Raw genomic sequence first — 22,967 nt, 5'->3', positions numbered from 1 at the left:
TTTAAATACTTCCTTCTTTAACTATCGAGGTGCTATAGTTGAGGAAGAAGATAGCCAAACCAGATGTAACAAACTTTGAGAAAACCGCCTAGTTTTAAAAACATTGTGCTACGGCATTTGAAGATTTAGGACAAATTAGAACTTCCTAAAGAATTGTAGTCTTGCAAGCGACTTATCGACATTTTGCCGGCTGGAAAAGTGAATTTTAGGGGGGATTTTACTTTTCAGAAAAAGCAACAATAAAAGAAAACCAGCGTCTCTGTTGAACTACATTCATAGCAGAGAGCTGGTTTATTTCTTTTATCCACATTATCGGGTCACTGATTAAAGTTTCTCATTATTGCTGGCGAGACTCTGTCATTTGTTTCCAAACAGAACCTTTTGCTTCCTCACCCTGTTCGATGCGGGCAATCGCCATTTTTACTTGTAGCTTTACTTCAAACTCTTTATCTTCTGCAGCAGCCTTTAATGCTGCTAATGAGTTCTCAGTGCCTACCTCATATAAGTACATAGCTGCACGCCAACGAACAAGTTTGTTTTTATCCTGTAATGCTTGTTGCATCGCGTCTTCAAATTCTACGAAGCCGAGGTCACTCATACAATCTCCTGCAGTTCGACGGACCGCTGCACTTTTATCCTGTAATGCCTTTTCCAAATATGGCACGACTGCTACATCTTCAATCATTCCTAAATAAACGGTTGCTAGTCGACGGATAGACATTTGCTCATCTTGTAACGCCAAATCTAAAAGCGGTAAATCATCTAGCTCTGGATCTGCCATTTGGTCAAGCAATTGGAAACGTTTTTCCCATTCTGGTTGCTTAAACTGTTCAACAGTAATTTTTAGTTTAGCTGGCTTCTTAATAGTTTTCTCAGAATCATTAATTGTTGCTACAATCTCAGTTAAACGTTCCTCAGAATATGTCACATCGATTTCTTGTTTTACTGCTTCCGCAATTTCCTCGAGCTCTCCATAACGTACGCCATAGTCGATCCATTTACGTTGGAAAATATAATTTTCATCAACTGCTGTCTCAAGAATTTTATTAAAAGCTTCCACAAAGCGCTCACCACAGCTTACGCGGTGCTCACGTTGATTATCAAATACCTTTACTTGAAGTGGTACTTGCTTATAAAATTGCACATGAACGTACACTTCACCATAAAATTCATTGGCTACTTGTTCTTTGTTTACTTCCTGTACGTCTTCACCTAACACTTGGCGAATGCTTGCTAAAATACCTTCCCATGCATACTTTGCGTTACGCTCAACAGCGAAGAAGTCTGCTACATGATAAACTCCTTTAACACCTTCGATTGCTAAAATCGCTGCTGCTTCACCAGTTGCTTCATTTTTATTATCCTTTGTAAAATTATAGCTTTTGCCAAAAGGTAACTCTGTATCAACGACAATCTTCATAGAATTAGGACTTGGTGTCGGTTCAATTGTAATAATCTTCATGTCTATTGCTCCTTATCCATTTACGATTTCATCTAAATATGACCATCTTTCAATAAGGTGTTCATATTGTGCATTTAACTCATCTAGCTTCGCCGTTAATTCCTGTAGCTTTGTAAAATCAGCACCAGCGTTGGCGATACCTTCTTCTGTCACCATAATCGCTGTTTCCGTCTTTTCAATTTCATCAGCAATCGTTTCCCATTCTTTTTGCTCTTTAAAGGATAATTTTTTCTTGTCCGATTTAGGTTTTTCAGTCTTAGTTTTTTCGACTTTTGGCGACTCTACCTTTACAGCGGCTTCCTGTTCACACTTTTGTAAATATTCACTGTAAATATCAAGCGTCTCATTAACATGCCCAAGACCATCTAAAATCCACAGCTTTTTCGCAATTCGATCTAAGAAAAAGCGATCGTGGGATATAGTAATAACGACTCCAGGGAAATGCTCAATGAAATCCTCTAGTACACCTAATGTTTCAATATCCAAATCATTTGTAGGCTCATCTAGTAACAGTACGTTTGGTTGCTCCATTAATAATCGTAATAAATGCAGACGTTTACGCTCGCCACCCGATAATTTACCGATAGGTGTACCGTGTGCATGAAGTGGGAATAAGAAACGCTCCAACATTTGAGCAGCCGAATAGCGTACACCCTCTGCATCTGTAATATCATTGGAAGCTTCGCGGATATATTCAATCATGCGCTCATTTTCATTCATTTTTGGTAAAGTTTGTTTAAAATGCGCTAACTTCACTGTCGAACCAACAAGAATTTCACCAACATCAGGTGTAAGCTCTCCTGATAACATGTTCAATAATGTTGATTTTCCTACACCATTGGCTCCGATAATTCCAATACGATCGCCCTGCTGCAGTAAAAATGAAAAGTTTTCGAGGATTTTTTGATCGCCAAAAGCCTTTGAAATATTTTCAGCCTCTAAAACCTTCCGGCCAAGACGAGTTGTTGCTAAGCCAATTTCAAGAGAAATATCCTCAGATTTACGCTCTAAGTTATCCTCTAACTGCTCAAAGCGCTGGATACGTGCCTTTTGCTTCGTAGAACGCGCTTTTGCTCCACGACGAATCCATTTTAATTCTGAGCGATAGCGGTTGCGGTCTTTTTGTGCGGAGGCTGCTTTCATTTCTTCACGAATAGCACGTGCTTCTAAATAATCCCCATAATTCCCAGTATGTCGGTATAATGTTTGATCAGCTAGCTCGTAAATATGAGTAGACAGCTCATCTAAAAAATAACGATCATGGGTAATAAATATCACTGCTCCCTTTAATCGTAACACCATTTCCTGCAGCCACTCTGTTGACTGCACATCTAAATGGTTGGTAGGCTCGTCTAATAAATAAAGATCTGCCGGCTCAATTAAAACTTTAGCTAAAGCAACGCGCTTTTGTTGACCGCCTGACAGTGTTAATACTTCTTTATCAAACATTTCAATTCCAAGCTTCGTAAGGGCTGTCTTAGCAAGTGCATTGACATCCCATGCCTGCTCTTCATCCATACGATGTTGCAAGCTAAATAACGTTTTTTGTAAACTTTCTGAAGTCGGATTTAATGCAAGTGCAGCAACCGTTTCCTCATATTCACGATTCAGTTTTAAAATAGGTGAATCCCCTGCAAACACTGCCTGTAACACAGTTTCACCACCATTAAAAGTAGGCTCCTGTGGTAAATATGCAACACGATATTTATTTGGGCGGTCAACTTCCATTGAATCCGCTTCGATTTCATTTGCTAAAATAGAAAGCAATGTGGATTTACCAGTACCATTAATACCAATTAGCCCAGCTCGCTCCCCTTCATAAATTGTAAATTCAATATTTTGAAAGAGCGTTTTATCGCCCACTGTTTTCGTTAAATTTTGTACAATTAAATGACTCATTACACTTGTCCATCTCTTTCATTTAGGTGTTGTTTAGTGTCCATACTACTTTTATATGTAGTTTATTATTGATATCCATTTTTATCATAACACCAAATGACAGGTAAACAAAGGACAACAAACTCTTCTTACCTATCTAAAAAACGCCTCTCCATTAAATCCAAATGAAGAAGCGTTAAAAATCTCAAAAAAATATCCGGATAGAATATTTTCTATCCGGATACAGAAGCTAACTCACCAATAACCAAGAAGCTTCCACCATAGTCCTCCTACTATAACAAAAATCAGGATAGTAACTACGGAAACTACAAATCCAACTGTCCACCATTTCTTTTGGTCAATATAGCCTGCACCAAAGAAGACCGGTGCTGGACCAGAACCATAATGAGTAGTGGCGCCAAATAAATTACTAAATGCCGCTAATAATATAGCTGCCAACATAGCAGGTGCTCCCGCTTGCAACATAACAGATAAAAATGCTGCATACATCGCACTAATATGCGCAGTGGAACTCGCAAAGAAATAATGAGAATAGAAATAGACTAAAGCTAATATGACAACCGCCCATATCCAGCTATATCCAGATACAAGTCCACCAACTTCATTACTAAACCACGGAATCAACCCTAGTTTGTTCATAAAAGATGCCATCATAAATAGCGTTGCAAACCAAATTAGTGTGTCCCATGCTCCTTCTTCCTTTTTAATATCTGCCCATGTTAATACATCTAACAATAACAGCAATGAAAGTCCTATAAGAGCTGCTGTAGTAGCACTAATGCCTAAGTAGTCTCCGCCAATCCATAACGATAACACAGCAACAAATACTACGATCATTCGTTTTTCGGAACTTTTCAGAGGACCGAATTCTTCCAGCTTCTTTTTAGCGATAGCTGCTGCCTCTGGTGTTTCCTTGATTTCAGGCGGATAAATTTTATAAATAACATAAGGAACAACGATTAAAGCGGTTAGCCCCGGGACAATCATGGCTACTGCCCAACCAAACCAAGTAATAGTTACTCCAGCTGAATCACTTGCTAGCTTAACAATTAAAGGATTCGCTGCCATGGCTGTCATAAACATAGCAGATGTTATTAAATTCCCTTGAAAACCTACCTTCAAAAGAAAGGCACCCATCTTACGCTCTGTCCCATCTTCTGGTTTAGATCCGAAGGTATGAGATAATGACTGGATGATTGGGAATATAACACCACCAGCACGAGCTGTATTACTAGGAATAGCAGGTGCTAATATTAAGTCACTTGCTAGTAATGAGTAGGACAGACTCAAAGTTTTTTTCCCAAAAAGACGAACAAATACATAGGCAATTCGTTCCCCTAGTCCCGTTTTAATAAATCCTCGAGAAATAAAGAAGGCAATAACGATTAGCCAAATCGTTGAATTACCAAAACCACTTAATGTCTCTTCAATAGTTAATGTATTTGTTATGGCAATCATAGCCATAGCAATAAATGATATTGCTCCCATTGGCAACGGTTTCGTTATAAATCCTATAATGGTCGCAACAAAAATAGCGAACAGATGCCACGCTTTTTCATCTACTCCTGAAGGCGCTGGACAAAACCAGATAGCCACGCCAACAGCAAGGGAAATGAGGAAAGGAATCCATTTGACTGCGCTTTTTGCTTCTTTCATGATGTTAAAACTCCTTTGACGATTACCCCAATGTATTTAAAAGGAGATTTCTCCCACGATCTAATATTCGAAAGAAAAATAGACCTAATTCAAGATCCCCATTGTCGAAAAAACATAAGTAATTATATATGTTTTATATAATGAATGAAAAGATTTTTAACTCATTACTAAGAAAAAAATGATCTCGGTTCAGAAATATTTCCCTTTTTGTTAATATTATTGGAAAAAAGTTACTTTAAGATTAGCATGTGCAATATCCATTGATAAGATACACGAAGTCTTTAGGTTTTACCCAAGTCGCTCCTTCAAGTTCATGCTTGGGAACCCTTCCTATGGCTACCCACCATATGATTATCCTTCAAACCGCTTCCCTCCATACAAACTTCCTGGGCTAGGTAAAACTTTTTAAACTGTATGAGAATAGCTGGAGCAATCCAAACTGATAGTAACAGTTACTGCGTTAAAACCCCATTAATTGAAAGGAGAATTCATAGATGCCACTTGTCACCGTATTTGGAGGAAAAACCTTTGAAGTAGAGGAAGGAAAAAAATTAGTATTAGCTCTTGAAGATAATAATATAAACATTTTTCATCAGTGTGGCGGAATAGCAAAATGCACAACTTGTAGAGTGGAGGTATTAGCTGGTGAATATAAGGATATTTCAAAAATAGAAAAACACGCCTTCTCTATTAAAAATATTGATGAGAATTTATATGAAGACTGTTTGCGGCTATCTTGTCAAATTCGAGTAATAGAAGACATTACAGTTCGGCCTATTTTAACCTTGGAAAATACACAGGGCGAAAGAGGTCCAAGACCAGCAGATTAACCAAATATCGATTATTAATTCAAACTTAAAAAAGATGCGTTAACAAAATGTGATAATTTAAGTTACTTTAATTTATCCAATATAGGAAATTCGAAAACGCTGTCTTAATTTTTTATTCAGTATATGTAAAATAAAGAAAGGCATTGGAAGAGGGTTAAATGTCTGTTAGGTTCCAATGCCAGTTTTTATTTATGCTATTTTTTATTAAATCAACAAACGCAACAATGAAGTATTATAAGAATTTAACCACTTTGAACAGGGCAGATAACCCCATTTCCATTTTCCGTTACTTACCCACGACCTGCTTGAAAAGAAGGGTATAAGGTCATTCCACCATCAGCAAATAGAGTGATTCCTGTTACGTAACTAGCTTGGGATGAAGCAAGCCATGCTGCTGTTGCTGCAATCTCCTCTGGTTTTCCGATATACCCCATTGGAACCATACTTTCCACATCTGCACGTTTTTCGGGATCGGCAAATTTCTCAGCATTAATAGGTGTATTAATCGCACCAGGCCCGATATTATTGATACGAATTCCTTTTGGGGCATATTCTAATGCTAATGTTTGTGACATCAGTTTAATGCCTCCTTTACTAGCCGCATAGTGAACAAACAAAGGCCATGGAATAACTTCGTGAACACTGGACATATTGATCACTGTCCCTTTAATATCATGTTCGACGAAGTACTTAATCGCTTCTCTACTTCCTAAAAATACACCTGTTAAATTCGTATTGATTACTTTATTCCAATCTTCAAGCGGCATTTCATGTGAGGGTACTGGATTTTCTATTCCAGCGTTATTAATCATTACATCGAGAGTTCCAAACTTATTCACGGCAGTCTGGACGAGGTTGATGACATCCCCTTCAACTGACACATCTCCTTTTACAGCTATCGCTTCCCCACCTGCTTTTTTCACTCCTTCAACAACAGCATTTGCCTCTTTTTCATTTGAGCGAAAATTCACGATAACTTTTGCTTTTTCCTCGCCAAAACGTAATGCCATTGCTTTTCCTAATCCTGTTGAAGCACCTGTAATAACAATAACTTTCCCTTCTAAATCTGGATACATTTAAGGTCCTCCTCGTTATACTTTCGCCATCCCTAACATAATTCCAACAGTAAATTGCTGTAAGCTGTCGTTTTGCTTTTTCTCACCTATGATAAAAAACTCGGCCCATACGGGTTTCCACCTGCTTAAAACATAATAGTAATATGAAACGAAGCAAAAACTTTTATACCATTGATATATAAAAGGTTACTTTAAAATAAGGCTGTTTTCTAAAAGATTGTTGCTGTTAAAGCATAAAAAAAGAGTTAATCTACAAAATGTGTAGAATCAACTCTGTATTTATGTTTGATATTTCGTAAATCGAATATTTAACTAAAGCCCCCGTTTATTCAACAAGGTTTTAGTATTTTTTCAAGTACAATAGGACCCGTTTTCTTTGTCTTTGTATTGACTGTCCGAACTTTGATACGAGTAGGTCGCATTATAGGAGAAACTTCATCCAAATTCCCAGCCCAAGTAGTTTCTCCATATTTAGTTAAAGGAGACAATGAGAAAATCCAACTTATTTCTTTCGGAATATATGCTAATACTTCATAACCATCATAACCCCCAAAACTAGATGGCTTTGGTAAATGAAGTGCGTGAACACTGAGACTTGTTCGTTCATCATTAAACTTTCTTTCAATATTATAAATCAGTGCTACTCCTCTGGCATTTTTAGGTACGTTTTTTGTTGGTTCAAGTATTGCTGAACAAGGTGGCAACTCTTCAATTTTATTCTCAGAGTGTGTTTGTGAAGGACGAATTACTAAAACGAAGATAAGGCTAAAAAGCAATTTTTTCATTTCTGATTCTCCTTAAATTTGTTTAGTATCATTATTCCCAAAACTCCATATTTATTGTATTTCAATCGCTCCTTGTTGAACTATCCTGCACCGTTAGTTGAAGAGCAACAATCTTTACGAAAACAGCTAAAATAAAGAAGAATCCATTTGAACATTTGTTCAAAATGGACTCTTCTTACATTTTGTAGATTGTATTTTAACGTAATTGCAAAATGATGCATATAGAGGTACCGTCAAAAAAATGCGGATTTACAACGCTCAGAAATCCGGATTAAAAGCCGAAATTAAACAACAACCAGTCGTTGGTTCAATACCTTCAACTGGCTGTAAAAAGGTTACTGTCTCAAAAATGACACTCAGTGCCGTACTGCTTGGTATATCATATACATAGCAGATAATTATTTGTGAAATTTTATTCGATCTTCAAGTGGTTGGAATTCTTTTTCGCCTGGTGTTACCGTTGGATTGCCAAAGGGCATTTGCGCAATAAGCTTCCAATTATTAGGGATATTCCATTCTTTTTTCACTTCATCATCAATTAGTGGATTATAATGTTGTAAAGAAGCTCCTAATCCCTCTGCTTCCAATCCTGCCCACAAAACTAATTGGTGCATACCTGATGCTTGATTTGACCAAATCGGAAAGTTTTCAGCATAGGCGGCAAATTGCTCTTGAAGTGATTTAACTACCGCTTCATCTTCTAAGAATAATACTGTACCATAACCTGCTTTAAAAGAATCCATTTTTTGTTGAGTGCCTGAAAAATCTCTATCTCCAACTACTTTTCTTAATACTTCAGTTGTGATATCCCACAATTTATTATGTGCCTCACCTGATAATACAACAATGCGTGCAGTTTGAGAATTGAATGCTGACGGAGTATATTTCACAGCAAATTCTACAATTTCTTTAATTCTTTCATCAGATATTTTTACCTCTTTATTAATTCCGTAGTAAGTACGTCTTTCTTTAAGTGTAGTATAAAAATCTTTTGTCATCATTTTCTTCCTCCAAATTTATTGAAATTGTTTTTACCCACATTGCATCTGTCGCCTAGAGATTTTTAGTTTTATTTCCTAAGACCTCGCCTAATTACAACAGGAACACCTGTCCATAATGAGCAATTTCCTTAATCCTTTCGACTATGTTCACTACTTTTACTATTTTAAATTAAACTAATTATAATATTATGATAAAAATATGTTATCCAAACAAACGAAAGAGTATTCAAAAATAAAAAATGTCTTATATAAAAAAAATCCCAAGCTTATTTGCACAACGCTATCTCACTTACTATTTTCAGAGCTATAGGATGATGCAACGGTTTTTTATGTAATATAGGTAACCTTATTTTCACACAATAATATTTGAGTAGATTTTACGTAAAAAAATTGAATCAAAAAATACTCCTTCCGAAGCAAATGAATGAATCAACATTATTTAACCCTAAAAATCCGTTGTCTATTGAAATAGACAACGGATTTTTTTAGTAGCGTGAGGTATTACTCACCTATTTCATTTTGTAATTGCTCTAAAAACTGTACCATAAATTGATGGCGTTCTTCAGCCATTTGCTTGCCCTTGTCAGTAATCATTAAATCCTTCAGCAATAATAGCTTCTCATAAAAATGGGTAACTGAGGATGTATTTTTATTGCGGTACTCCTCTTCTGTCATATCCGTACGTGCATTCTCTTCCTTGTCGTAAAGCTTTCGACCCTTAGCTCCACCAAAAGCAAATGTGCGCGCAATACCGATTGCTCCAATCGCATCTAAACGATCTGCATCTCGTACTATTTTTGCTTCGAGAGAAGTTGCTTCTAGCTCATTGCCACCATTATACGATACTTGTGCGATGCAATCTTGAATATGTTGCTTCTTCTCCTCGCTTAAAGACAGCTCGGCAATTAGCTTATTCTCTTGCTCCTTGCTATCGGTATACTTTTTATCACTAACATCATGCAACAGCACAGCAATTTCCACGACCTCTGCATCGGCTTCCGGTTCAGTTTGTAATATCGTTAACGCATTTTGATAAACACGTTCAATATGTTGAAAATCATGACTAGCATCAAATTGCTCGTAAATCCCTCGTACTTTGTCCATTAAATTGTTCATATTCTTAGTTCAGTCCCTTCATCCTTTATTATACGGTATTGCTTAGAATTGTTGGTAATTAAGTAACCTCTAAATTTAACAAAAAAATCAATTTGAGAAGTTGATTTCAATTGACTAATTTTTCAGAATATTGTAAGATAAATGTACAGAACAACTATTTTTGTTCTGTAGGCTCACTATTTCAGTGATGTACAAGAACTATGTTTTAACAGATTAAACAACTTCAGCGGGCTTTAAAATTGAATACTGTGTTGCAAGATGACGTGCGTAAAGTGAAAACCAATCATCTAAACAAATAAAAGTGAACACTTTCCCTTAGAAATTCTTTGTTTTAACCCGCATAGTGAATGTACATTTCGAGATAAGTGAACAAACAAGCTTTTCACGACCTAGAAAGCTTTGAGCATATGTAGCAAGCGTGTGATATTTTTATCATTAATCGATGTTACCTTCTTCTATTCATTATCTTGAATATGTATGAACGTAACTCCTCCCATTAATGGCAAATAGCATACCAATTTCTTGCCATTTTGCGAAAAGTCTAATCATCCAGAGTCGTGCTAACAAAACTAGAGAATTTTTTTGGCAACAATTTTTCCGAATTTTATTTAAGCCGTAATTGAAGTATTAAGTTATGAAGGAAGTAGGAACGATAGTTATGTTATGTAATACCAACCCGCTGAAGAAAAAATAAAAGCTGCCCATCTTATTTATTGTAGATGATGGCAGCTTTTATTTTTTCTTCAATTTCCATTTTAAAGACATATATCTCCTATCTCCCTTTTCCTTGCTACTTGTTATCCCTTACTCCCCTTCTAAAATATTCCTAAGGAAGAAATTCTGAACACGTGAGATTTTAGGGTCATGACGAGCTTTGTTAACCTTTTCGTTATTTGTCTTCACGACTTTGAATTAGCCTTTCTTTGATTTCTTCAATACGCTCCGTAGATAAGCCTGTTATTTTATGAATAAAATCAATATCCATGCCATTCGCTAAAAGTTTATTAGCGGTTTCTTCTTTTTCTTTTTCGATTCCTTTCTCTATTCCCAGTTGCTCTGCCATATGCTTTACATCCTCCAACTTTGCCTCTTCATCAAGGATAGACTTTAAGCGAGATTGATAAGCTATAACATCTTCCTGTGATAAACTTAGCTCTTCCCAAACATTAAATGCCTGTAATAAATGTTCGCCCTTCATCGCTAGTTCCTCCATTTCACGATATATTTTTTTATAGACCTTTTTCTTTCGTGCATCGACCATTCCTAATAACAATAACCAACGTGCTAAAATATCATCCAGTGGCTTAAGAAATCCCCTATGCCATTGTTCAAGGAATTTATTCATTTCAATAAAGTGCACTTCCAAAGCATCATCCTGTATAACTAATCGCTTTAATGTTTTATCCTCATATAAATGGAAGGTACTGTGATAATATGCACTTTGAGGAAACAATGTGAAGTTACATATATTAATAATAATCGTCGGTAGCAGTTTATGATACCCCATACCCTTTTGTCATTGTGATGTATAAAGTTGAGCCCAGTAAAATAATGTACGCTTAAACATATCGTGTTGATTAGACAATTGAATTTCAATATTAATCATTTGCTGATCCTGCGTTTTCACAACAATATCTAATCTTGACTGCTTATCATCTTTGTATTCGCCACCAATTTCTTATTTACCTACATCAAAGCCATTTTCCTTTGCTAATAAGTAATCAGTCACTAAACCCGATACAATGCGCACCCCATTCAACTGATGAATGACATTTCCCAATTTTTCTTCGTAATCAACTAAAGTATCAGCATACTAAAACAAGACAACTCATACGTTCTAGTATGAAAGGATGATCTTGCTGAAAAGCCTATTAGAAAATGTAAACCTGTTAGAAAACATATATCAAATATCTATAGCATTCCTTCTCTTATGTTCAATTTTTTCTGTAAGACTTTTAAAAAATCTAAAGCGTGAAAGAAAACTTTCTTTTTTTGAATATACAATGTATTTAATCATTCGAATTGCAATTTTTTTATGGTTAGCCAGTTTTCTCCTTCGTGAATATAGGGGCTATTAATTTTCTTCCCCTTTTTTCACAATAACTAATATGCTACGGCATTGTTCAGTTACATCCGATAACAAAAGTTAAAAAAGCTGCCCTTTATAACTTAAAGGAACAGCTTTTGCATTTATATATTCTTTTGTACTTCTTACTCTAGAACAACCCTACCGCATGTCCTTCATTATCAACATTCATACGCAAAGCGGCTGGTGCTTTTGGTAAACCTGGCATTGTCATAATATCCCCAGTTAAGCAAACTAGGAAGCCAGCACCAAGTTTAGGAATGACTTCGCGAATAGTGATTGTAAAGCCTTCTGGACGTCCTAAAAGACTTGGTTGGTCTGATAAAGAATATTGCGTTTTCGCCATACAAATCGGTAGTGAATCCCAACCGAATTTTTCAATTTGGGCAATTTGTTTTTTCGCTTGATCGGTAAATTGCACATCTTTCCCACCATAAACTTTTTGCACAATTGTACGTACTTTTTCCTCAATAGATTCTGTTATGTCATATAATGGAGAAAAATTGTTTTTTTCATCAAGAACAGCTAGCACTTGTTCAGCTAAGCCTAGACCACCCTTTCCGCCTTCCTCCCAGACATTAGTACGTGCGATACGAACATGATTTTCTTGACACCAATTCAGGACTGCTTCTAACTCAGCCTCTGTGTCCGTAATAAAACGATTTAAAGCAATAATCGGCTCAACGCCAAATGTACGAATCGTCTCAACATGTTTGGCTAAATTTTCGATTCCTTGTAAAAGGGCATCAACGTTTTCTCCAACTAGTGACGTTTTCGCTACACCGCCATGCATTTTTAATGCACGAATTGTAGCTACGATTACAACTGCACTTGGTTTAAAGCCTGCTTTACGCGCTTTAATATTCATAAATTTTTCAGCGCCTAAATCTGAACCAAAGCCCGCTTCTGTCACAACGATATCTGCCAGCTTACGAGCTGTTTGTGTCGCCATAATCGAGTTACAGCCGTGTGCGATGTTGGCAAATGGTCCACCGTGAATAATGGCAGGTGTCCCCTCAAGCGTTTGCACTAAGTTTGGTTTGAAGGCATCTTTTAATAATAATGTTAATGCCCCTTCCACTTGAAGATCACGCACGAATACAGGCTCACGGTCAAATGTATAACCGATTACGATACTTGCTAAACGTTCACGTAAATCTTCAATACTTGTAGCTAAACAGAAAACTGCCATTATTTCTGATGCAACTGTAATGTCAAAGCCGTCCTCACGTGGCATCCCTTGAACAGGACCACCGAGACCCACAACAACTTTACGAAGGGCGCGATCATTTAAATCCATTACACGCTTCCAAATTATACGGCGAGGGTCAATGTTTAAAGCATTTCCTTGATGGATATGATTATCAATAAAGGCTGATAATGCATTATTCGCAGTCGTAATCGCGTGAAGGTCACCAGTGAAATGCAAGTTAATATCTTCCATCGGCACAACCTGTGCATATCCACCACCTGTTGCTCCACCTTTTACACCCATTACAGGGCCGAGTGATGGCTCACGTAAAGCAACAACAACATTTTTATTTAATTGATGAAGTGCATCAGCAAGCCCAACCGTTACAGTTGATTTCCCTTCACCCGCTGGAGTTGGACTAATAGCTGTTACCAATACAACCTTTGCATCCTCACCATGTGCTGTTATTTTTAATGGATCAATTTTTGCTTTGTAGCGACCATACTGTTCAAGTGCATCCTCTGGAATACCTGCAGCTTTCGCTATTTGAGTAATAGGTTGCATAACCGCTTGATTCGCGATTTCTAGATCTGTTAGAGGTTGTTTTTTCGTTGTCATTTGGCATCCTACTTTCTATGTCGATCAATTATGCCTCGGCATAATTGCGTCCGGAATCGGCTTTGTGCGTACACAAAGAATTCCTTTCCGATTCTGTGACATCCGCCGGAGGCCTTAACTTCTTGCTGAAAGAAGTTAATTCCATTATAGACTTTATTGTAAAAAAAATCATAGTAAGTTATTCAAGTATTTCGACAATCAATTGACAACATTGCTCAATTCATGTATGTTCTAAATGAAAATGCATTTTTTCACATTTTCACAATTTATGTCACGACTTAATTGATTTTATTCTACATTCAAGCGCATGGGAGGCGAATGCTTATGCAACAGGGAATCGTAAAGTGGTTCAATAATGAAAAAGGTTATGGCTTTATAGAATGTGATGATGGAGAAGATGTATTTGTACATTTTACGGGAATCCAAGAGGAAGGCTTCCGTACACTTGAAGAAGGTCAAAAGGTATCATTTGAAGTGGTGGAAGGCAATCGAGGGCCACAGGCGTCAAATGTTGTAAAAGTATAAACTCAAAGGAGCTGTTCGATGGATGAACGGCTCCTTTTTTCAAATGCTCTTAAATGTACTATCGCTATAAACACTATAACTTCAGCGATTGATCCAATAAAAAGCTCCGGGAAAAACTAGCGTTTCCTTCGTTCTGTCAGTATCCATAAGTGTTACCCCAAACGCCCCTTCATTTAAATGACCTAGTGTCATAGTAGCTGCAGCGACTTTGTCATAAAAATCCAGGCGAATATTTGGTAAATGTAAGGAGATAAACTGTTCTTGTTGTTCAGGCTCTGGTAGTTGTAATACTTTCCTCCATAAATTCACTGTTGCTTGCACATCTTTCACATAAAATTGGACAGATTCCATCGATATAGTTTGATTCGTATCAATGGCTCCATTTGCTTTTAATTGTGCAATACGTTCCTCATCTGTATCAGTCCACTCAATCAAAAATGGAAAATCAATTGCCTGCTCTGGCTTCCCAAAATGCAATAGCTTCCATTCTACTACAGAGCCATCTGGTCTTGTACGACTACAAGCATCTGGTCCATATACTTCAAATCCAAGTGAACGTAAACGTTGTGCCTCTTCTTCAATATTTTTTGTACGTAATGCAATTCTTGAAAAACCATAGCGCTCGTTAGCACGTTTAAACGTATAATGTAAGGAATAAGGTGATTTCACTGCATTTTCAAATAAATTACGATCATAAATTGCTATTTGCTCAATATAGTTTAATCCAAAATAGCTTAACGTATTGTATGTCCCCCACATTGTATGTTGACCACCGTTAACTGTATGGATATTACGTTTATTTAAGAAAATCTTTGTATTTTCTGGTGATTGAACTTGATGAACTAGATGGTCAAAATATAAAGTCATGACTGAACCCCCTTTTTTCTCTATTATATACTTTACCTGTTAGTTTTGTTGGTTTAAAATAAAATTTAGAATATTATAATTATTAGAACTTACTATATTTTATGATATCTTTTTTAAAATGCCCGGCAACAAAAGGATTTCAATGCTAGTAGTTCATCAAAAAAGATTTTTTATTTTCGTAAATCAATGAAGAGGTGATTAGAATGACAGACAAAGTAGCTGCTTTTAAACTAGCATTAGGTAATTATCCAACAGGTGTTACGGTTGTCACTGCTTGTAATGACATAGGTGAACCTATTGGCTTAACTGTCAATTCCTTTGCGTCAGTTTCCATAGATCCACTCCTTATTTTATGGTCGCTCGATAAAAAATCACAGCTACATCCATATTTTACAGTGGCTCAAAAGTTTGCTGTAAATATTTTAGCGAGCAATCAAGAACAATTATGTACGCTATTTTCAAGTAAAATCCCAGATCGTTTCGCCCAGGCTAAATGGTCAAACTCAGCTTTAGGTCTACCGGTTTTACATGATACTGCGGCCATTTTACAATGCAAAACATCTCAGCAAATCGATGCTGGAGATCATACGATATTTATCGGGCAGGTCCTAGAAATTGAGAATGCACAGAAGGAACCCTTACTTTACCATCGCAGACATATTGGTGAAATCCCAAATAGTTTTTATGATTAGGCTTTGGCAAAAATATATACGCAAAAAACAGGATGATTGGTCGTAATCATCCTGTTTTTTTGACGTATCTTTCCGCTCTTTATCGAAATAATAAGTTTGATTGATGAAAAAGTAAGAGATGAGGTGTATTACAAATGTTTAAAAAAATCCTTTTCATGATATCTATTATTTTTTTATTTTCTACAAATGAATGGGTAACTGCAAATTTCGAAAACCCTCCTCCTTCCTTTGAGGAAAAATTCGCTGAAGGTGGATATAAATCCGTAGAAGAGTCCGTTAAGGAATTTGAAAATCATTGTAAATGTGCGGTAAAGTTACCCCAAATTATGCCACCGATTTCCTTCACACATCAATTTGGGAAATTTTACGAAGATAAAAAATATAATATGAATGATGCATTGAGTCTTATGTTTGTTAATAAAGAAATAAAAGGAAATATTTACAAAATTGAGATTCGATCAATAGAAAATAAAATAAACTTCAAAGACAAATTGAACTTTAAAGGTAAAGAATATACTCTTCAAGATGGTACAAAAGCTATTTATTTTGAAAACCAACTATTTAACTTTTTTGTTTTCGAAATAAATAATTTGCAATATTTACTCGGTATTTATAAAGAAATATCTAATACCGATACACCTTACACATTAATTAAAATAGCTAACTCTATAAAATAACCTATGCTGTTGCGAAAATGGCCACATAAAACGAAGGAAATAATTTTTGTGGCCTTCTATACAGTTTACTTTTTCTGTGGAAATCTTTGCTTTTCAAGTCTGTTAATTTGCACAATGACACCATCTTGAATCGTAATGTGTACTTCTCCAAACTCCAAATTTTGAATCGCCTTTGCAATTGCCTCTAGTTTTTTGTCATCTACCTTTACCTGTTGAGTCATCCGATACACCCCTTCTTTTAACATATTTTGAGGCCAACTCATCAATCATAGCCCACTTATCCCTTAGATAGCTCTGTTGGATTTGACCTACAATATTTGTTGTCAAAGCTTCTTTTTAGGCCTAGTTGTCGGTATTTCGTTTCATGCAAATAATTCTATAATTCAGAAAACCCATTGTCAATATAAATATTACAAAACTTAGTTGTTTACTAAGAAATAAAGGAATATGAAGTATGTCTATAGTTATGCCAGTAAGTATCACTATAGACTTTACGGGGGAAAAAATAAAAACTGCGCAGATCAATTTGCCTCTACACAGTTTTTGTTTTAATCATTTTATAAAAGATCCATTAATGCTTTCGCTGTCTTTTGCTTGCCCATAACCTTTATCGGTTCGCCTTTAGCCGGTACAATCCAGTGTGGCTCATCTCCACCATATAAAGACTGTGAGCTATTTGCTACCATAAACTGAGCGTTGGCCGATTCCATTCGTAGGCGTGCACGGGACAGTAAAAATTCCTCGTCATCTGTTGCCTCAAGTTTAAAGCCCACTAATGTAACTTTTGGCTGCCACCCTTTAATTTGACCTAATACTTTAGGTGCCTTTTTAAAGTGAATGATAGGTGGCTCATCAGATGGCATTTTACCTACTTCCTCCATTAAATTCCCAGATTGATCATACACTTTGTCAATGAGCCAATCAGAACCTGCAGCTGCCATAATAACGATATCTACTTGTTCTTCCTGAACAGCATGTCGAATTTTCTCACCTAAATCTTCAATACCTTCAAATCGAATGTTACGCATTTTATCTTTGTTCTCAGGAAGCTGTGCAAAATAACCATGCATATACAATACGTTTGCCCCAGCCTCTAGTGCTGCTTCAGCTAAATAACAGCCCATCGACCCTTTCGATAAATTCGTATGCCCACGCACACGATCCCATTTTTCAAGTGTTCCCCCACTTGTAATGAGTACGGTCTTACCTCGTAATGTCCCCATACACTCACCTTTTTTCTAATCAATTTCACCTTGGCGTAATTGTAGCTGTCGCTTTGCTTTCGCTACAGATAAACAATGCGACCGGATTTTGAATTGTGCCTAGGCCTGCACGAGGGCCGACACGATGTCGGTCATTTCGGTAATGCCACAGGACGTGGCGTTTTTACCGATGCAGGTCAGTTAGCCGTTTTCGCAGGATGCGAAGATTTTAGGCTAACATCCTTATATTCATTCCTTTGAAAATCCGTGACATCCGCCGGAGGCTTTGGGCCAACATGTTTTTCGCGCGAAAGCGTAGTACTAACGCAGCATCAGCAGCGTAATGTTGGTCAATCAGTCGTGTGTTGTTGCTGACGCTTCGCTTTCGCACAGATAAATTGCCACAGGACGTGGCTCTCTTAGGCTAAGTTCCTCTATTTCAGTAAGTGTTTGGACACACACTGAAAAAGTAATCAAAATTGCATTCATCTCACCACCTTTAGAGGTGGGAATCTTCTGTACCTGTCGCTACGCTTTCGGTACAAAAAAGATCTGCTGAAGATAAATATACAAATACTATTTTAACGTAATGCTATGTTATGCTTCAATGTTGTTTTTATAAGGTTGGAGTTAAATTAATACTATTTCATATTTTGCTCTTTTAACCAGGAACTTAATATCTCAGCAAATTTCTTGGTCACTGGTGATGCCTGATTTTTCATAGCTATTCCTATTGTGCGATAGCCACCTTGTTTTAAAGGTATAGCTTTTATCGTAGGAGGCAAGTTATACGTCACTAATTTCGGTAAAATACTAATTCCAAGCTGGTGAGCAATCATCGAAATGATCCCTACCTCTTCTGATAGTTCAAAGCGAATATTTGGCTTTACGTGATATTGCTCTAACAGTTCTTTTACATCATTAGTGCCTTTATATGAAGTCATGATAAATGGCATGTCTTCTAGTTCAACAATATCAATTTCGGCTTTATTATAAAGTGGACTTTTATCGGAGACAATACACAGCAATGGATCCTGCTGAAGTTCGGTAAACTGAAACTGCTTAGATTTTTGACCATTTAAAAATCCCGCATCAACCTCTCCACTCAATAGCCATTGTTCAATTTCATAATAATCTCCCTCGCGCAATTCGACTTGGATACCAGGAAATTGATTGTCCATAATACGAACAATTTCCGGCATCCAGTTTGAAGAAATACTTGAAATTACACCAATTCTCACTTTCCCTCGAGTAACGCCAAGTATATGTGCAGCTTCTTGCTGTAACAGTTCTTGTGCATCGAGGACATGTCTCATTGCTCTTAGCATTACATTACCTTCACTTGTTAACGTGACACCTGCTCGACTTCTGTGAATGAGTGGAAAGCCGAAATCCTTTTCTAAGCTTGAAACAGCATGACTTACAGCAGATTGGGTTAATCCCAATGCTTCCGCTGCTTTTGTAAAGCTAGCTACCTCAGCCACTTTATTCAAAATCTCATATTTGACTAAACTCATCGCCTTGTCCTCTATATACATGAATTTTTTTAATACTAACCATTATAAACATTCGTTTTACTAATCACAACACAAGATATATAGTAAATTTTAGTATAAAAACTGTTTTAGTACACAGATTGTAGGTGAGCATAATGAGTATCCAAGGAAAAGCAAATTTATTGATGGTTATAGTGACAATGTTCTGGGGCTTATCTTATACTTTTATGGTAATGGGGCTTGAAACATTGGCTGTTTATAATGTGGTGGCATTGCGTTGTATCATCGCATTTTTCGTAGCTGGTATTATCTTTTATAAACGTATGATTAAAGTCGATGTTAAAACATTAAAATATGCAGCTATACAAGGGTTTCTATTATTCATTGTGTTCGTTCTAAGTTTATTCGGACTAGAAACTACATCGGTATCAAATGCTGGTTTTATTTTAAGTCTAACAGTTATCTTAGTGCCTATTTTCAGCAGTTTTATTGAAAAGAAATTACCTTCAAGAGCAGTTAGCTTTGCGATTATTTGCACAATGATTGGGATTACAGTTTTAACGGCACATGGTTCATTTACCTTTCAAAAAGGGGATATTTTAATAGCCATCGCCGCACTATGTTATTCGTTTTATTTACTGTTAAACAGTTCATTTACACGGAGCGTTGAATCAATTTCTTATGGCATTTACCAGCTTGGTTTTGCTGGACTTTATGCACTTGTATTAACATTCATTTTCGAAACGCCAACACTTCCAAATACAACGACTTCTTGGATTGCTATTATAGGACTTGGTGTCATTTGTAGTGCATTTTGCTTCGTAGGTCAAACTGTTGCACAACAGTTTACCTCTGCTACACATACAGGACTAATATTTTCCTTAGAGCCAATTTTCGCAGCGATGTTTGCCATGATGTTTATTGGTGAAGGAATAACGGTAAAAATAGTAATTGGTGGTAGCTTTATTCTAATTGGTAATCTTGTTGCCCAATTAGAGCATCTCCATGTTTTACGCTTTATTAAAAAACATGAACATGAAAAAGCTATAAATTAATTCTTACAACAAAAATAAACAGAGTGATGCATGTGCACTCACTCTGTTTATTTTATAACTTACTTATTGTTCAAAAGGAAACTCTCCCTGTCACACGTGAATCAAGACGAATAACAATCATCTTACTATACATTATGTCGTCATAGGTTCAGTTGAATGCTCAGCAAATAATACGATGACACCCTGTTCAACGAGATGAGCATAGTAAGCTGTTTGACCTTCCGTAAGATCAAATCGCTTAAATCCTTCTTTTACAGCCGATTCACCGGTAAACCAAGACTTAATTTGATCAACCCAATTCCCAACCTCATGTGTTTTAACATTAGCATCCCATTTCACACCTTCAAATTTACTTGGATCCTTTGCAATAACGTAAATATCCTCTATTTGATATGCATCTAATTGCATACTTTCTAAAATATGAAGCATTTCTTCCCTTGTATGGGCCACTTCAATTTTTTGGTTTTGTTCATTTATCATGCTCAATTCCTCCTAATTTGTATGGCTTACTTGGTATCTACCCTTCCTATTCAAGAAAAAAACCTTTTTACCTATTCTTTTAACGAACTGTAATATTTGTAATATCTCTGTAATACATATTCACCTTTTGAAACAATGGTCTTAAACTTTCAAATATCAAAAAATAGGCAACGGAAGTGAATTAAGAAGTCCCATCGCCTATCATTTACTTGTGGTTATTAATGTCCGAGGAAGGCTTTCAGCATCCATGTATGCTTTTCTAGGGACTGATACATAGCATTTAGTATATCCTCTGTTCGATCGTCCCCTTCTTCTGCCGCAAGCTCCATTGTTGAATTTAAAGCTTTCATAAGTGTTTGGAAATCGGCAATGGTTGTAGCCACCATTTCCTCTGTCGTCTCATTCCCTTTTGCTTCCTCTACAAAGGACAGCTCAAGATGTTCTTTTAACGTAGCAACTGGTTTTCCATCTTTCGAAAGAATACGTTCTGCAATTTCATCTAGATTTAACGTTGTTTCATTATATAATTCTTCAAATTTTGCATGTAGTGTAAAGAAAGCATTCCCCGTTACATACCAATGATAATTGTGCAATTTCGTATAAAGTACAGACCATGTAGCTACAAGTTTATTCAATTGTTTGTTTAAGTTTTGTGACATTATTTCTCCTCCAATGTGCCAGTTGTTCTAGCCTTTAGTATGCGTTGCAAAGTATGCTTGCTATACACACATTTTTTCATTGAAAAAAATTCTAAGGTCATCTGTAGATACAAAAAATACAAAACCAAAACATTTTCCACTACATAGCCAGCCCTAAAAAACAGATGGATTACATTAATTGGACGTTTAAAAATCACAACAAACCTATAAGAGATTATCATACAATTTGACTACTTCAGTTCCTTACGAATTTCTTTTATCTTTGTTATTGAAAGCTTTGAAACTTTTGCAATCCACTCATCGTCAGCACCTGTTTCAATCAAACCAGTAATTATTTGTTTCCTCCCTTGCTCAAATCCTTGCTTGAAACCTTCTTTGAAACCTTGCTCAAATCCTTCTTGCCTGACTATTTCCAATACTCCAGCAAGTGTCGGCGGTAGATCTTCTTTAAATAGATGCAAAATCTCTTCCTCCCCCTCTTTTACCTTTCATATCTCTTCCAAGCTACCCAAACATATTTTTTGTAGTTTCATTTGTCTTTCAACATTAGTGTCTAGATCTAATACTTTTTAATTATTTCAGTTCCTTACGAATTTCTTTTATCTTTGTCACTGGAAGCTTTGAAACTTCAGCAATCCATTCATCGTCAGCACCCGTTTCAATCAAACCGCTGATTATTTGTTTAATGGCTTGTTCAATTCCTTGTTCAATTCCTTCCTGTCTTTCTAATTCCAAAACTCCAGCAAGTGTCGGCGGTAAACCTTCTTTATTTAGATGCAAAATTTCTTCCTCCCCTTTAATTTCGTCTTTTACATCTCTTAAAAGCTGCTCAGACATAGATTTTGGTAGCTTTAATAAATAATCAATGAAGTAAAGAAGCGCACGTATCTCTGTCCGTTCAACATTACTTAATAACCATACTTCTCTTAGTAATGCTCTTTTGTAAGCACTACGATGGCTCATTTCGTTTTTTGTTTGATTTAAATAAATTGATGCTAGTAAAGCTTTACTAAACAGCTTCGGTGATTTTTTCAATTCTTCTTCATCAAAATCTGACACGACAAACTTGTTAAATGTATAAGTTATTTCTGTACCATAATATCTTTCATGATACTGATTCGTGCTTTTGGTACTCGTATCTGTAAAGATTGCAATGGCCACAATCTTCTTACCATAACGATCACTGATACGATAAAAATACTCAAACATTCGCTTCGCAAAATGCACTTCATCTACTGCTTGTATCTCTGTATGGACAAGAATCCATTGCTCTGCCCCACTCTTTAGATGAACCTTCGCAATTTGATCAGCTACCTTGCGCCCTTGACGATGTTCAATTATTTCTTTGAAAAGCTCTTGCTGTAAAAACTCCACTTGCTTAGAAAAATCAACTTCTGCATGTAAGTCTGGCAAAAAGAACAACAAAAAATCTTCAAACAAATCCGCAATTAACTTCTTCCATAGATTATCTTGATTCACTTGACTAAGCTTATATACATCTGGTTTCTCCCAAACTAGCTGCATTATAACTACATCCCCCCTTTAACTTTAAATCTATTATAGCTATTACGAACAAAGTTTCCACTCTATTGT

Annotated in this window: 22 protein-coding genes and 1 pseudogene; 6 read left to right on the top strand and 17 right to left on the bottom strand. The window is 36.3% G+C overall.

Annotation, left to right across the window (positions count from 1 at the left end; genetic code table 11):
- Nucleotides 1-337: 337 nt before the first annotated feature.
- The 3 genes from ABH966_RS08405 to ABH966_RS08395 all read right to left on the bottom strand — a co-directional run bounded on the left by ABH966_RS08405 (nt 338) and on the right by ABH966_RS08395 (nt 5,017).
- Nucleotides 338-1,462, bottom strand: a complete 1,125-nt coding sequence (locus ABH966_RS08405) for a conserved virulence factor C family protein (protein ID WP_370077427.1) — start codon at nt 1,460-1,462, stop codon at nt 338-340.
- A gap of 12 nt (nt 1,463-1,474) precedes the next feature.
- On the bottom strand, nt 1,475-3,361 hold the full coding sequence (locus ABH966_RS08400) for an ABC-F family ATP-binding cassette domain-containing protein (protein ID WP_370077426.1): 1,887 nt from the start codon (nt 3,359-3,361) through the stop codon (nt 1,475-1,477).
- A 234-nt stretch (nt 3,362-3,595) separates the two neighbouring features.
- Entirely contained in the window at nt 3,596-5,017 is a 1,422-nt protein-coding gene (locus ABH966_RS08395; protein WP_370077424.1) for an anion permease, read from the bottom strand.
- Nucleotides 5,018-5,511: 494 nt separating this feature from the next.
- Here ABH966_RS08395 and ABH966_RS08390 point away from each other — a divergent pair, with 494 nt between their 5' ends.
- Nucleotides 5,512-5,847, top strand: coding sequence for a 2Fe-2S iron-sulfur cluster-binding protein (locus ABH966_RS08390; RefSeq protein WP_370077423.1), 336 nt, complete (start codon nt 5,512-5,514; stop codon nt 5,845-5,847).
- A 290-nt stretch (nt 5,848-6,137) separates the two neighbouring features.
- On the opposite strand, the gene gdh is transcribed toward ABH966_RS08390, so the two are convergent.
- From gdh to ABH966_RS08365, 5 genes and pseudogenes are all read right to left on the bottom strand, one after another.
- The gene (gene gdh / locus ABH966_RS08385; RefSeq protein ID WP_370077422.1) at nt 6,138-6,923 is read right to left on the bottom strand and encodes a glucose 1-dehydrogenase; all 786 of its coding nucleotides are present in this window, start codon (nt 6,921-6,923) and stop codon (nt 6,138-6,140) included.
- Nucleotides 6,924-7,252: 329 nt separating this feature from the next.
- On the bottom strand, nt 7,253-7,708 hold the full coding sequence (locus tag ABH966_RS08380) for a YoqH family protein (protein WP_370077421.1): 456 nt from the start codon (nt 7,706-7,708) through the stop codon (nt 7,253-7,255).
- A gap of 398 nt (nt 7,709-8,106) precedes the next feature.
- Nucleotides 8,107-8,706 carry a nitroreductase family protein gene (locus tag ABH966_RS08375; protein WP_370077678.1) on the bottom strand — a complete coding sequence of 200 codons (600 nt, stop codon included), beginning with the start codon at nt 8,704-8,706 and terminating at the stop codon, nt 8,107-8,109.
- A gap of 504 nt (nt 8,707-9,210) precedes the next feature.
- Entirely contained in the window at nt 9,211-9,825 is a 615-nt protein-coding gene (locus tag ABH966_RS08370; RefSeq protein ID WP_370077420.1) for an HD domain-containing protein, read from the bottom strand.
- An 889-nt stretch (nt 9,826-10,714) separates the two neighbouring features.
- A pseudogene (locus ABH966_RS08365) lies at nt 10,715-11,500 on the bottom strand (Rpn family recombination-promoting nuclease/putative transposase).
- 181 nt (nt 11,501-11,681) lie between these two features.
- Here ABH966_RS08365 and ABH966_RS08360 point away from each other — a divergent pair.
- Nucleotides 11,682-11,903: a hypothetical protein gene (locus ABH966_RS08360; RefSeq protein ID WP_370077419.1), complete on the top strand. Its 222-nt coding sequence runs from the start codon at nt 11,682-11,684 to the stop codon at nt 11,901-11,903.
- A 138-nt stretch (nt 11,904-12,041) separates the two neighbouring features.
- Here ABH966_RS08360 and ABH966_RS08355 read toward each other — a convergent pair whose 3' ends face one another.
- Nucleotides 12,042-13,721 carry a formate--tetrahydrofolate ligase gene (locus tag ABH966_RS08355; protein WP_370077418.1) on the bottom strand — a complete coding sequence of 560 codons (1,680 nt, stop codon included), beginning with the start codon at nt 13,719-13,721 and terminating at the stop codon, nt 12,042-12,044.
- Nucleotides 13,722-14,045: 324 nt separating this feature from the next.
- Here ABH966_RS08355 and ABH966_RS08350 point away from each other — a divergent pair, with 324 nt between their 5' ends.
- Nucleotides 14,046-14,246, top strand: a complete 201-nt coding sequence (locus ABH966_RS08350; RefSeq protein ID WP_132358884.1) for a cold-shock protein — start codon at nt 14,046-14,048, stop codon at nt 14,244-14,246.
- 81 nt (nt 14,247-14,327) lie between these two features.
- Here the strand turns inward: ABH966_RS08350 and ABH966_RS08345 are convergent, their stop codons facing one another.
- Nucleotides 14,328-15,113: a VOC family protein gene (locus tag ABH966_RS08345; protein WP_370077417.1), complete on the bottom strand. Its 786-nt coding sequence runs from the start codon at nt 15,111-15,113 to the stop codon at nt 14,328-14,330.
- A 203-nt stretch (nt 15,114-15,316) separates the two neighbouring features.
- Here ABH966_RS08345 and ABH966_RS08340 point away from each other — a divergent pair, with 203 nt between their 5' ends.
- Nucleotides 15,317-15,805, top strand: a complete 489-nt coding sequence (locus ABH966_RS08340; RefSeq protein ID WP_370077416.1) for a flavin reductase family protein — start codon at nt 15,317-15,319, stop codon at nt 15,803-15,805.
- 134 nt (nt 15,806-15,939) lie between these two features.
- The gene (locus ABH966_RS08335; RefSeq protein ID WP_370077415.1) at nt 15,940-16,482 is read left to right on the top strand and encodes a carbon monoxide dehydrogenase; all 543 of its coding nucleotides are present in this window, start codon (nt 15,940-15,942) and stop codon (nt 16,480-16,482) included.
- Nucleotides 16,483-16,547: 65 nt separating this feature from the next.
- On the opposite strand, the gene ABH966_RS08330 is transcribed toward ABH966_RS08335, so the two are convergent.
- From ABH966_RS08330 to ABH966_RS08320, 3 genes are all read right to left on the bottom strand, one after another.
- Entirely contained in the window at nt 16,548-16,703 is a 156-nt protein-coding gene (locus ABH966_RS08330) for a YezD family protein (protein ID WP_370077414.1), read from the bottom strand.
- 336 nt (nt 16,704-17,039) lie between these two features.
- Complete coding sequence (locus ABH966_RS08325; RefSeq protein WP_370077413.1) at nt 17,040-17,705, bottom strand: phosphopantothenoylcysteine decarboxylase domain-containing protein; 666 nt, start codon at nt 17,703-17,705, stop codon at nt 17,040-17,042.
- 620 nt (nt 17,706-18,325) lie between these two features.
- Nucleotides 18,326-19,201, bottom strand: a complete 876-nt coding sequence (locus ABH966_RS08320) for a LysR family transcriptional regulator (RefSeq protein ID WP_370077412.1) — start codon at nt 19,199-19,201, stop codon at nt 18,326-18,328.
- A 134-nt stretch (nt 19,202-19,335) separates the two neighbouring features.
- On the opposite strand from ABH966_RS08320, the gene ABH966_RS08315 reads away from it, so the two are divergent.
- A complete protein-coding gene (locus ABH966_RS08315; protein WP_370077411.1) occupies nt 19,336-20,235 on the top strand; it encodes a DMT family transporter in 900 nt (299 codons plus the stop codon).
- Nucleotides 20,236-20,367: 132 nt separating this feature from the next.
- Here ABH966_RS08315 and ABH966_RS08310 read toward each other — a convergent pair whose 3' ends face one another.
- The 4 genes from ABH966_RS08310 to ABH966_RS08295 all read right to left on the bottom strand — a co-directional run bounded on the left by ABH966_RS08310 (nt 20,368) and on the right by ABH966_RS08295 (nt 22,898).
- Nucleotides 20,368-20,715 carry a general stress protein gene (locus ABH966_RS08310; protein WP_370077410.1) on the bottom strand — a complete coding sequence of 116 codons (348 nt, stop codon included), beginning with the start codon at nt 20,713-20,715 and terminating at the stop codon, nt 20,368-20,370.
- A 218-nt stretch (nt 20,716-20,933) separates the two neighbouring features.
- Complete coding sequence (locus tag ABH966_RS08305) at nt 20,934-21,374, bottom strand: Dps family protein (protein ID WP_370077409.1); 441 nt, start codon at nt 21,372-21,374, stop codon at nt 20,934-20,936.
- Between the two features lie 230 nt (nt 21,375-21,604).
- Nucleotides 21,605-21,835, bottom strand: a complete 231-nt coding sequence (locus tag ABH966_RS08300; protein WP_370077408.1) for a hypothetical protein — start codon at nt 21,833-21,835, stop codon at nt 21,605-21,607.
- A gap of 112 nt (nt 21,836-21,947) precedes the next feature.
- Nucleotides 21,948-22,898: an RpnC/YadD family protein gene (locus ABH966_RS08295; protein ID WP_370077407.1), complete on the bottom strand. Its 951-nt coding sequence runs from the start codon at nt 22,896-22,898 to the stop codon at nt 21,948-21,950.
- Nucleotides 22,899-22,967: the final 69 nt, after the last annotated feature.

The organism is Lysinibacillus sp. RC46, assembly GCF_041262385.1.
Taxonomy (GTDB): Bacteria; Bacillota; Bacilli; order Bacillales_A; family Planococcaceae; genus Lysinibacillus.
This window is presented reverse-complemented; position numbering and strand designations above follow the sequence as displayed.